7 protein-coding genes and 1 pseudogene are annotated in these 12,837 nt (G+C 42.6%); 1 reads left to right on the forward strand and 7 read right to left on the reverse strand.

Annotation, left to right across the window (positions count from 1 at the left end):
* Positions 1 to 178: 178 nt before the first annotated feature.
* A complete protein-coding gene (locus tag KIT51_08185) occupies positions 179 to 3,139 on the forward strand; it encodes an insulinase family protein (protein ID UYN88209.1) in 2,961 nt (986 codons plus the stop codon).
* 82 nt (positions 3,140 to 3,221) lie between these two features.
* On the opposite strand, the gene KIT51_08190 is transcribed toward KIT51_08185, so the two are convergent.
* The 7 genes and pseudogenes from KIT51_08190 to mgtE form a co-directional block, all read right to left on the reverse strand.
* A complete protein-coding gene (locus tag KIT51_08190; protein ID UYN88210.1) occupies positions 3,222 to 3,446 on the reverse strand; it encodes a hypothetical protein in 225 nt (74 codons plus the stop codon).
* Positions 3,447 to 3,551: 105 nt separating this feature from the next.
* A complete protein-coding gene (locus KIT51_08195; GenBank protein UYN88211.1) occupies positions 3,552 to 4,550 on the reverse strand; it encodes a ketoacyl-ACP synthase III in 999 nt (332 codons plus the stop codon).
* A gap of 162 nt (positions 4,551 to 4,712) precedes the next feature.
* Positions 4,713 to 5,135: a hypothetical protein gene (locus tag KIT51_08200; GenBank protein UYN88212.1), complete on the reverse strand. Its 423-nt coding sequence runs from the start codon at positions 5,133 to 5,135 to the stop codon at positions 4,713 to 4,715.
* A gap of 203 nt (positions 5,136 to 5,338) precedes the next feature.
* Positions 5,339 to 8,969, reverse strand: a pseudogene (locus KIT51_08205) (peptidase M1).
* Positions 8,970 to 8,996: 27 nt separating this feature from the next.
* Positions 8,997 to 9,884 carry an ABC transporter ATP-binding protein gene (locus KIT51_08210; protein UYN88213.1) on the reverse strand — a complete coding sequence of 296 codons (888 nt, stop codon included), beginning with the start codon at positions 9,882 to 9,884 and terminating at the stop codon, positions 8,997 to 8,999.
* A gap of 110 nt (positions 9,885 to 9,994) precedes the next feature.
* Positions 9,995 to 11,455, reverse strand: a complete 1,461-nt coding sequence (locus KIT51_08215) for a BamA/TamA family outer membrane protein (GenBank protein UYN88214.1) — start codon at positions 11,453 to 11,455, stop codon at positions 9,995 to 9,997.
* An 18-nt stretch (positions 11,456 to 11,473) separates the two neighbouring features.
* Positions 11,474 to 12,769 (reverse strand): magnesium transporter, encoded by a 1,296-nt coding sequence (gene mgtE / locus KIT51_08220; protein UYN88215.1) that lies wholly within the window; start codon positions 12,767 to 12,769, stop codon positions 11,474 to 11,476.
* Between the last annotated feature and the right edge of the window lie 68 nt (positions 12,770 to 12,837).

Consider the following 12,837-nt stretch of genomic DNA (forward strand, 5'->3'; position numbering starts at 1 on the left):
TGATTGGTTAGATACACTCATTTTAGTGATCGGAAAATTACGGATTTGAAAGGTCAGGTAACGGTGGATGTAATGTAATATTTATTGATTTAGTTTAAAAGCCCCAGGCGGTAGCATAAATCCCCATTTTTACCGTTAAATGTTTTCATTACTTTAGTTTTACCCTAACCCCACATGTATGAATAGAATCCTCCTTTCAGGTGTCCTTATTTGGGCAGTCATTTCCTGTACAGAAAAAGCAAAGTTCGAAACAAAAAAGGGTGAAAGCGGTGGCTATACGTACGAGTACGTCACTAATGACCCGCTTCAAGCCCGCATTTACACCCTAAAGAATGGCTTAAAGGTTTACCTGAGCCAGTATAATGCAGCCCCGAGAATTTACACCCAAATAGCGGTGAAAGCAGGTGGAAAGAATGATCCGCCCGATGCAACGGGGTTAGCTCATTATCTGGAGCATATTATGTTTAAAGGAAGCGATGAGTTCGGGACATTGGATTGGGCGAAAGAGAAGGTTATGCTGGATAGCATTGAGCGTATGTTCGAGCACTACCGCACGCTTACTGATTCGATGGAGCGGGTAAATTATTATAAGAAGATTGATCAATACTCCAATGATGCCGCAAAACTGGCCATTGCCAATGAATATGATAAAATGATTACAGAGTTAGGTGGACGAGGTTTGAATGCCTATACCACGGAAGACCGCACTGTTTATATCAATGATATACCCGCTAACCAGTTGGACAATTGGTTGCAGATAGAAGCCAGTCGCTTCCGTACCATAGTGCCCCGGCTCTTCCATACCGAGCTGGAAGCCGTGTATGAAGAAAAGAACGGAGGTCTGGATGACGATTATTGGAAAAGTTTTGAAGCCATGTTTGGGGCGGCTTTTAAGAAGCATCCCTACGGTACACAAACGGTTATTGGCACCATTGACCACCTGAAGAATCCCTCTATTACAGAAATCAAAAATTATTTTACAAAATATTACCGGCCAAACAATGTGGCCATTTGTTTAAGCGGTGACCTGGACTATGACAAAACCATTGCGCTGATTGATAAGTATTTTTCAGACTGGGAAGCTAATGAATCGCTTGAGCCGTGGAATGTTATAGAGGAAGATCCGATAACATCACCTACTGAAGTCGAAATTACAGGCCCTGATGCTGAGTGGATTTATCTGGCGTACCGCTTCCCTGACCGTAAATCCAAAGAGTATCAATTGCTCCGTTTAACCGATATGATCCTGGCAAACTCAAAAGCAGGTTTGATCGATATTAACCTGAAACAAAAACAACGGGTAATTGAGCCAGGTTCATTTTTGTACGACATCAATGACTACAACCTGCATGTTTTTAATGGTAAACCAAAGGAAGGCCAAACACTTGATCAGGTCCGTGATCTTTTTCTTGAGCAGATTGAATTGGTGAAGAAAGGCGATTTTGAAGATTGGCTGCTCGATGCGGTGGTGAACGATTTAAAAAAGAATAAGATCCGTGGGTACGAAAACAACTATGTACGTTCAGATGAAATGGTAACAGCTTTTACCAATGGAATTGATTGGGCAACTTATGTTGGAGAGATTGAAGCGCTCCGTAAGTTCTCAAAGGAGGACGTGATAAAGTTTGCCAACCAACACTATGGCAACAACTATATATTGATAAAGAAGATAACCGGAAAAGATCCGAATGAAAAAAAGGTGGTGAAACCTGCCATTACCAAAGTAACGCTGAATAAGGAAGACCGGTCACCATTTCACGAAGCCATTACGAAAAAGCCTGTGGAGAAATTACAGCCTGTCTTCCTTGATTATGAAAAAGATGTACGAAAACTTTCTTTACGACAGGATGTTCCGGTGTTATACAATCAGAATAAAGAAAATGACTTGTTCAGGTTGTATTATCTATTGGATGCCGGTACGAATAATGATCCGAAGTTTCGGGTGGCGGTTGAATACCTTGAGTTTTTAGGTACCGATAAATTATCAGCAGAAGATGTTAAAAAGGAGTTGTATAAAATTGGATGTGGGTTTAGTGTTTTTGCTGCGGAAGATCAGACCTATATCACCCTGGAAGGTCTTTCAGAGAACATGGATAAGGCCATTGCGATTATGGAAGATTTGCTAACCAACGCGAAGGCCGATGAGCAAGCCCTTAAAAATATGATTGATGATATTTTCAAGAAGCGCGATGACACCAAGAAGGATAAATATGCCATCATGTTTGATGGCCTTATGAACTACGGTCTATATGGGGCAAATTCTCCTTTTACCAATGTGCTAAGCAACAGCGACCTGCGTAAACTTCAGCCCGATGAATTGGTTAACATCATCAAGGGTTTTACAAAAATGAAGCACAAAGTGTTGTACTATGGTCCACTGGATGAGCAAACATTGCTGGCTTCACTTGAAAAGTTGCACGTGTTGCCTGAAACCTTAAATAACGTTCCGCCTGCGCGTGATTTTGTTATGGTGGATGTAACCGATCCCTCGGTTTACTGGACACATTACGATATGGTGCAAACCGAAGCGGTATTCATGATCAAAGGCGATAAGTTCGATAAGGCTAAGATGCCCTATAGCCGCTTGTATAATGAGTACATGGGCTCGCAGGTATTTCGTGAGTTGCGCGAAGCACAGGGTTTGGCCTATGGAACATTTACTTCTTACCAAACGGCATCAAAGGCCTCTGATACAGATTCATTCTTTGGCTATATCGGCACGCAGGCCGACAAACAGGCGGAGTCATTAAATGCTTTGCGTTCTATTATTTATACCATGCCTGAAACCGAAGATGGTTTTAAGGAAACGAAAGAAGCCGTATTAAGTGTGATTGAAAGTGAACGCATTATTAAGCAAAGCGTTTTGTTTAACTACCTCACTGCTGAAAAACGTGGGTTAAATTATGATATCCGCAGGGATATTTATGAGCAGGTGAAAACTATGACCTTAGCGGATATTAAAAAATTCCAGGAAGAAAACATTAAAAACAAAAAGTACAACCTGGTGTTGATCACAAGCCGGGACAAAGTTAACCTGAAAGATTTGGCGAAGTATGGCAAAGTGAAGGAGCTTTCGCTGGATGAGATTTTTGGGTATGAAAAGGAGCATAAGATAAACCTGGAAGCTCCAAATCAATAGGAATTAAATAGCTGTCCTATACCTTCCATTTTTAATACCTCCAAGGTCTTAAAGACCTTGGAGGTATATGGTTGATTTTCTCCTAAAATTTATCTGGTATTTGGATTACGCGCAGCACCACTTCGTGAGGGTCACCGTCTTTATCCAGTAAGCTGAATTTTACAGAAGGGTTATCGCGGTTAAGTTGGGTTTCCACATTTACAATCTGGTTATCCTGTAAATGCTTTTCCAATTCTTTTTGAAGGATGAACAATGCATTTGCAAAATCTACCTCAAGGGGACTGGGGTTGTAGGTTGATGTTTTCATGGGGTTTTGATTCAAAATTCAAGGTTCAAAATTCAAATCGTTTTTTATGGCTATGACAACGTGCTTGCCATAATCTAAGGTTGTTAATTTTGAATCCCGAATTGTTTACCACCGGATCAGGGCAGAGGCCCACGTAAAGCCACTGCCGAATGCGGCTAAACAAATTACGTCATTTTCTTTGATTTTACCTTCTGCCCAAGCCTCACTCATGGCAATGGGTATGGATGCTGCAGTTGTATTTCCATAGCGCATAATGTTATTGTAAACCTGGCTATCGGAGAGCTGCATCTTCTCCTGGATATATTGGCTTATCCGCAGGTTGGCCTGGTGTGGCACCAACAAGGCAATGTCTTCTTTAGTCATGTTGTTGGTAGCCAATGCTTCTTTAATAACCTCCATAAAACGCACTACGGCATGCTTGAAAACCTGGTTCCCGTTCATCACAACCTTGTAATGTGCTGTGTCTAAAATCTGTTCAGGCTGGCGTTCCTCCCGTGGCCTGCTGCTGCCCGGATCGCGCACGTAGAGTTCTTCGGCAAAGCGCCCATCGGAATGCAGGTGGGTTGAAAGTATTCCGGGTTTTTCAGAAGGTTGGAGAATCGCTGCCCCGGCACCATCGCCAAAAATTACCGCGGTATTCCTGCCGCGTGTGGTTACATCCAGGGCGGTAGATTGTATTTCTGCACCAACCACCAATATGGTTTTGTACATGCCGGTTTTTATAAATTGATCGGCCACGGAAAGTGCGTAAATGAACCCCGAACAAGCGTTGCGGATATCCAATGCACCTATGCTTTCCAGCCCAAGTTCACGTTGTAAAAGAACACCTGAGCCTGGAAAGAAATAATCGGGGGTTATGGTGGCGAATACGATAAAGTCTATATCCTTTTCGGTAAGCTTTGCGCGTTCAAGGGCCATGCGGGTGGCCTTGGCGGCCATGTTGGCTACAGTATCGATAGCCGGGTTGATCCATCTTCTTTCATTAATACCGGTCCGTTCAATGATCCACTCGTTATTGGTGTCCATTTGTGTAGACAGGAATTCATTGGTAATTATCGTTTCAGGAACATGATGGCCTAAGCCAACAATTTTAGAATGCTGCATAAATAGCCGGTTAAACGCGGCCGAAGTTAAGGAAATGTTATGTAAACCTAATAGGCGTTAGGGGGGAAAGTTACGGGGTGCGTGCTGCATGTTTCGGCTTGAAAGCACAAAGCTCAAAACCTTGTGGCTTGAAGCTATTACGACCCGAACCAAACTTCAACTCTAATACGCACTAAACCCCTTTTCAATAAAGGCAAAGAATCCATGTTTAAATTCAGCAAATACTTTGGCAAAAGCTGACACTTCTTCAATGATACCGGCATGATCCTTAAAGTATTCTGTATCGGATTCGTTTAGCTCCTGCAGCATTATGGCCAGTTGTTTTTCGTGGTCTTTCAGTTTTTTGCGTAAAAGATCAACCAATTCGCCATTGTAGTAGGTAATCAGATGCTGGTAATGATCAACTTGTTTCTTGAACTCAACATGGTCCATTTTTGGGGCGTGTTGATCGAGCAGGTTTTGGAAAAATTCTAATTCCCGTTTCCAAAGTTCAGTGGCTGAAATCCACTCAACACTTTCGCGGTGCATGGCAATTAAACTGGGTTGTAATATGTACTTTCCGGTTGCTCCTGTTACTGAAATCATGGCTGTATAATTTTAGTTATCGATTAACTAAAAGTGTATTCATTCCAGCACTATCGGTATGATGACAGTCAGTTTAATAACCTGATATAAATCATTAAAGGTGAAGTAGTATCCTAATGGAACAAATCACTGTCAAGTTAAGTTGAGACTATCGAATTTATGAACCCTTCAGGTTTCGGCAAGCTCTACCTGACATAGAATTTCTACTTTTTTTCTACCGCTTTCACATTATCCTCCGGTATGCGATCGATTAACTTATTGTATGGATCGATGCCGGCCTTTACCGGTCTCTTATCTACTATAAATTCCAATGTGTGTTCCCCCGGTGCCAGCCAATGTTTCTTTAAGTACAGCGGTGTTTTCTGTGTCATACCTTTATCATTCTTACCGTCCTCAGCAAAAATACCGACCTCAACCAGGTCTTTTCCCTGGCCTTCGCCTACATCACGCCCTGCACTGTCGTAGTAAATCTTCTTTGTTTGCACGGTAAGATTAACCTTGAATTTATTTTCAGCAAGCTCTTCATACTGCGCCTTGGTTACCCTGTTCTCGTACAGTGTAATTTTTTCGAATGAATCCACCAGGTAGTACTGCAAAGAATCGGGTGTTACTTCTTTAATATAGCTATACCATTCGTTGGATGTTGCGAAGGGAGGTTTCTGCCGGAAGGCAGCAGCGTCAATAAACTTTTTGAAACCCCGGTTTAGTTGTTCTTCACCAATGTAATCCTGAAGGGCATACAAAACCAATGATCCTTTGTCGTACCACACGTATGCACGCGAATCATTGTTTAATAAGGTTTCTTCAAACTTGCTCTCACTACTACGTCCGCGCAGATAACGGTCAAGCGAATACTTTAACCGGTTTTGCATCACATCTTTTCCATATTCATGATCCAGTACCATCAAGGCAGCGTATTCGGCCATAGATTCAGAAATTTGATTGGCACCTCGTGTAAAGCTGGGTGTAACCTGATGACCCCACCACTGGTGGGCCACTTCATGAGCCGTTACATAAAAGACGTAATCAGTTTTATTGGGGTCGCTGAAATCGGCAGCCCAGCCGAAACTTTCGGAGTAGGGAACAGTGTTGGGAAAAGACTGTGCAAAGCCTGCATACCGCGGGAATTCAAGTATACGCATTTGCGTGTATTGATACGGACTAAAATTTTTGGAGAAATAATCCAGTGATGCTTTTACTGATTTAACAAACCGGTCGAGGTTATAGGTGTGGGTTGGATGGTGGAATATTTCAATGTTCACTTCTTCATCATCAGCACCTTTCCACTGATCGCGCAACACAACATAACGTGCCGAAGAAATGTTGAAGAACAGATCCATTTCTGAATCCATTTTATAGTGATAGTATTTCCTGCCGTTTTCTTCCCATTCTTTTTCCAGGTAACCCGGGGCAACTGCCAGTTGATTAGCAGAAGTGCTTACCGTAGCCTCAAAGGTTACGTAATCGGCATCGTTGTTAAATAGCAGTGTACTTAAACCGTATGGATCGTTCTGTGGCGGGGCAGCGTAATCTTTCTTAGGCAGCCCATGTTTTTTGCGCTCTTTGTCACTGTTAATCGGATCGCCCGGATAGCCAAAGGAAGGGAAAATGCCAAGGTCAAAGAACGTACCATTGTGAACAATTTCCCGGCTAAGCCCATTGTTGGTAAATCCTTTATAACGGGCATCCATGGATATATCCATGATAGCGGTGTCACCGGGTTGCATGGTTTTTGGCAGCAGGTACATATAAAACCGGTGGATCTTATCTTCCAACGCAAGGGTTAAGTCCTGGTTATCAATTTGCAATTTTTGAATAGTGGTATGATTGATCGGGCTACCGATATTGAGAACAAGCGAGTCGATGGGTTGTGTTGTTTTGTTAACGATTATAAATCTTCCCGAAGCTTTGGCGTAACGATCATCCGGGAATACCTCAATGTTTACTTTTACATCTGTAATTTTGGGTTGCGCAACAAATTCATATTTTTTGTATTTCTTTTCGAACTCAACCCCGATCTTGATCCGTTCTTTGTTTGTACGATAAGTGTTGAGTACACTTACGTTGTAATAAATAAATGTGCCCGATCCCAACCATAGTAGGGTAAAAAATGTAAGCGAAACAGCCGATGTCTTTGAAAACTGCTGTTTCATCAGTTTAATCCGCGCTTTAGAACCAGTTTCTGATCCGCGGTTCCAAAACAAATTTCCAATGATGAGGAAAATGATGCCCAGGCTTAGCCAATACACGTTAAACCATGTTACCGGTTCAAGAAAATGACCGAAGCCATTCATGTCGGATACACGATAGCCTGGCGTGTAGCTGTAAAAGAAAAGATTGTAATCCAACTCTGCAAAATTTCTCAACCCAAACATGGCCACCCAAATACCAATTGACACCACATGCCCCATGAATTTATTGTTGACTAAAATGTGCACGATAAAAGCAAGCATTACCAGCTGCAGGTATTCGGGTAGTTCAATCAGGTACAAATCAGTAAAATACATACTGAACTGAAAATTGAAGTAGCCTTTAATTACTTGATTGAGTACGCCACAAATCAACACCAGGTTAACCAGCACAAAACTTACCAAAGCCAGTGAAAGAAACTTTGATCCATATACAACCCAGTTGGGAATGGGCAACGCATCCGAAATATTTGAATAGTGTACCGCTTTATCGCGGTGAACAACTTCCCCTGTATAAAAGATGATGATAATAAAAACGAAAACGATATAATTGAAATCTTTGACCTCCAGCATATAATAGGTAAGAGGCAGGGAAGGGGTGCCAAACGTTATATCGCCAAACCATCCGTCTAAAAATAGAAACAACACACCGGCCAGCAGTATGGCAATGAAATAAAAGTCTTTGGTGATATTCCTGAATTCGAGGAAGGCAAGCCGGAAGAGTTTTTTGATGAATATGGATTGTGAGTATGATTTTTGAACCATCGGCAAATCGGCCAGGGAGCGCATTTTTTTTTTCATCGGGCACCTCTGTTTTCTTAGGGCTACCTGATGAAACTTCCAATAAGCCTTTGAAGGAAAACCGGAAATATGTAAAGGCAAACAATGCTAAACTAAAACCAATCCAGACCATACGATTGATCAGGAAGTTTCCTTGCAAGGGTATTAACAAGGTATTCTGTTCATACGGTGTCCAGTATTTCGTGGCGTTCTGGTACGTTGTAAAGGCAAATGGATCAAGTATGTCTACCAGGTTTTTATTGTCCAGGTCTTGTGCTAACGTTACTGCGAGCAGGTAGCCAATGAAGAGTAAAACGCTGGCCACGTAGGTTGATAAAATTTTTCGTGTAAGCGCCACCAAGGCAAAAAATATGGTTCCGGAAAAGAAAATATTTGGTAGTGTAATAACCAGAAGTGGATACAGGTAATGTGACAAAACGAAAGGCCCTGAACGTTCGGGTTCAATTTCACCGCTTAACAGCCCAAGTGGTTCACCAACCCACCATCCAAAAATAAATCCGGTACACACCATGAATAAGATCAGGAACGATCCCAGGTAGCGCCCCATGAAATAAGCTTTTTCACTAATGGGGTAGGTGAAAAAGTAATCCTTTGTCTGATATTCCAAATCGCGATAGATGGGTACGCCCATTATGGCCGATGCCATGAGAATTTGAAAAATGCTCATAAGTGCGAGCATAGTAGCAATGGCGTGTGGTGAATTGACAAACGTTTTTTCCGAGGCTGGCCCGCTTCCGTAAATACCTACTGTAAACGCAAACAAAAACAGTATACCAAAGTAAGCCCATGTAGCGGGGCGCTTTAAACGGTATTTTAGTTCGAACAAAAATATTGAAAGAAACATGTTTGAATTGTTTTAGTGAAGGGATGATTAAATGGTAACGACATCCACCCGCTCCGAAATTTTGGAGAAGTAAACATCCTCAAGCCCGGCTTCAACGGGTTTGAAACTTTCATCGGGTTGTACATCACTCACAACATGTATCTGGGTTTTGCCTGCTTTTAATTGCGTGGAAATTACCTGGAATGAATTGCGGTACACATTTATTTCACTCTTTTCAATCGACTTTGACCAGATTTTTCCTTGCATGGAGTCCACTAAGGTGTTGGGGTTTCCTTGTGCAATCACTTCACCCAGGCAAATAATGGCCATATCGTTACAGAGGTTGGTAACATCTTCTACGATGTGTGTTGAAAGAATAACGATAGTATTCTCACCAATCTCACTTAATAAATTATAAAACCGGTTGCGTTCAGCAGGATCAAGCCCTGCAGTTGGCTCATCAACAATAATAAGTTTGGGATTGCCGATGAGTGCCTGGGCAACACCAAAGCGCTGTTTCATCCCTCCTGAAAAGGTACCCAGATTTTTACTTTTAACATGCGCCAGGTTAACCCGATCCAGTAACGTGGATACAATTTCTCTCCGCTGTTTTTTATCCACTATACCTTTAAGATCAGCTATGTGATCGAGCATTGTTTCAGCTGTAACTTTTGGATATACCCCAAACTCTTGTGGCAGGTAGCCCAGTATTTTTCTTACTTCATGTTTGTCTCTTAAAACATCCAGGTTGCCCAAGGTTATGGAGCCTGAGTCGGCATCCTGCAGCGTGGCGATGGTGCGCATTAGTGATGATTTGCCGGCACCATTGGGGCCTAGTAAACCATACATACCCTGATTGATGGTGAGCGAAACATTTTTGAGTGCCTGCACTCCATTGGAGTACGTTTTACTGAGGTTTTGGATGACAAGCTGCATGTGGGGTTGGTTAATTATAGAGTATGAGACGTTGAAGATAGGCCAAATGTTGCGTTGCGCCAAAGAAAACCGAAGACCCTTATTGCCTACAGTATAAGGTTAGCGGCACATCAAAAAATGTGTCCGAATCCAAAGAAGAACTGTCCGCCTTCACGGCTTTGGGCATAGTCAAGACGAATAACTGTTGATTGATTCCAGTTGATTCTTCCGCCCATCCCGGGTGCGCCTACCCACTTTTTAAAATTCATATCCGAAGGTTTATCCCAAACACTACCGAAATCGAAAAATGGTGTAACGCCAATGGCAAAGTGTTGATTTAAAAACCTGAAATCATAAAATCGAGATCGCAACTCAAGGTTTATCAAGGCTACTGTTGGCGCTAAAAAGCGGGCTTCACGATAGCCGCGAATGGAACGTGAACCGCCAAGTACTAAAATTCCACCAGCTTCTGCCTGGCTTGACAAGTCCCACATCTCGATGAAATTGACATTGGGACCAAAAATGTAACCAACAGCGGCCAGGCCAGCGAAAGTAAGACGGCTTTTATTGTTTCTCCACCGTTTTAAAGTTTGGATGTATTGACCCTGGATCATCATTTTGTTGAAATTGAATTGAGAGCCCATCCACGGTGCAGAATACTCGTGCGAGTACTGCAGAAAAACTCCGTTGGATGGATCGGGCTCAAAATCGCGGGTATCGTAAATTAATGCCCCGGCAAGCATGCTCGTAAACTTATAGTTCGTGCTGTTGGTAAATCCTGAAAGGTTGAATTTGTCCCATGTACCGTCAGCTTTTTGTTTGTCTACCAGTGTTGGATTATTTATGGCATCAATTTTTCCACCCTCCAATGTATAGGCTTCCTCTGCTTTAAGACCATTGTATGAAGAAAACGAGGTAAATAATGCTTCATACCCAAACATCAATCTTAATTTACCCTCCAGCATAACACGCTCCCCCAAAATATTATAGAGTTGCTCTCTTTGTTGCATATGGTTATAGTGAAAGTCTGTGTAGTAATTGCCATCGGTCCCTAATTCGGCCAACGCGAGGTTCTCTTCGTAATCTTTCACCTTTTCAAAACCCCGGCTTTCACCGGTTCGCTTGTCTTTGAATTGCAAAGCATTTAATGACGAGCGGCCTATGCCCCAGTACTGGGCATTGGGGTCTTCCCATAGCACGGCATCGGCACGAACTCTCCATTTTGAATTAAAAATATACGGTGCATCATAGTTGAGCGCGTATCTTATCCTTCCGTTTTGAAACACAAACAATTCAGCATTTAAGCGATGGCGATACGGTGTATAATCAAAAAACGGATCGTCTTTAGTTTTATTCCAAAAAATGAAAGCATTACCACCTACACCGAAACCACGAATCGGATCAAACTCAAACCGTGGTAATCCCGTCACAAAGGTTCCTTCTTTTTTATCTTCTAACTCAAAGGCCGGGATTTTTTTAGAGTCATGAATAACAAATGGCAGCTCATTTTTTACTCCTGATGTGTCGTTATGTTGAGCTTCTGTGATTGCGCTGCATAGAATAATACTCAATAGAAGTATAATTTTTTTCATGGCTATGGGTTTTAGGGTTTATAAGGCGAAGAATAGTGTGGCTATTCCGAAATAGATAAGCAAGCCTGTAATATCAACCACCGTGGTAATGGCCGGACTGGCGGCTACGGCCGGATCGCCACCGAAGCGTTTAACCAGGAGCGGTAAGCCGGCACCAATTACCGTTGCCGTAACTACCTGCAGGGCCAGGGCTATCGAAATCATAAAGGCAATGTTCATCAGCGAGTACGCAGCCGGTATCTCCGTTTCCCAGCTTAGAAATAATACTTTGGCAAACGCGATAATTCCTAAACAGCCGGCAAGCAAAAGCGAAATTTTGGTTTCCTTCCAAAGTATCTTAAACCAATTACGAATGGTGATTTGCCCGAGTGCCAACGCGCGTACCACTACCGTGGCCGCCTGACTTCCTGCGTTGCCGCCTGTGTCGGCAACCATTGGCATGTACAATGCCAGTATGAGTAATTTCTCCAAAGCGTTTTCGTAGCTGTGAATGATTATGCCTGATAGTATGCCTACCGCTGCCAGTGAAACAATCCACACCACACGTTTTTTAAAATGCCTGAAGGTGCTTGTGCCGATGTAATCAAATTCTTCGTTGGCTTGCACAATGCCCATAAATTTTTGCATGTCTTCCGAATGCTCGGCACGGATTATATCAATGGCTTCATCGTGTGTAACAATCCCCACCAGTTGGTTTTGCCGGTTTAGGATAGGGATTGCCACCAGGTTGTATTTCTCGATTTGCCGGGCCACATTTTCCCGATCATCATCTACATATGCGCAGGCAAATTCTTTATGCAAGGCATTTTCAACTTTTATATACGGCTCCAGCATAATCAGGTCTTTAAGGGTAATAAAACCCAGTAGCTGCTGGTCGTCATCCACTACATATATATAGTAGATGGTTTTTTTGGAAGGCGCATTGCTGCGTACTTTTTCGATCGCTTCGGCAACCGTCATCTCACTTTGCACGGTTGCGAAATCCGTACTCATAATTCCACCGGCCGTTTCTGGCGGATAAGCGCTGAGTTTAATAACATCTTCGCGTACGGATTTCGGTAAGTAGGGGAGCAAAGCCGACTGTTCTTTTTGTGCAAGGTGCTGGAAGAAGTCCGCCCGGTTATCCGAGGGCATAAACTCTACTACCTGTGCAAACCTTTTATGCGATACCGTCTTAAACAGGTCAAGTTGTTTAACCATCGGAAATTCTGAAAATATCCTGCCTTGCTGATCAAGTGAAAACCGATCCAATACGGTGAACACAAAAGTTTTATCAATGGCTTGCAGTATTTCGCCCACTTCTACCACCGGCATTTTTTTTCATTACCGGAACCATCTCAATAATTTGATCGATGTGTTCGAACTCCGTTGCCAGTTTGTTT

It is taken from the genome of Cyclobacteriaceae bacterium, from assembly GCA_025808415.1.
Classification (GTDB): Bacteria; Bacteroidota; Bacteroidia; order Cytophagales; family Cyclobacteriaceae; genus UBA2336.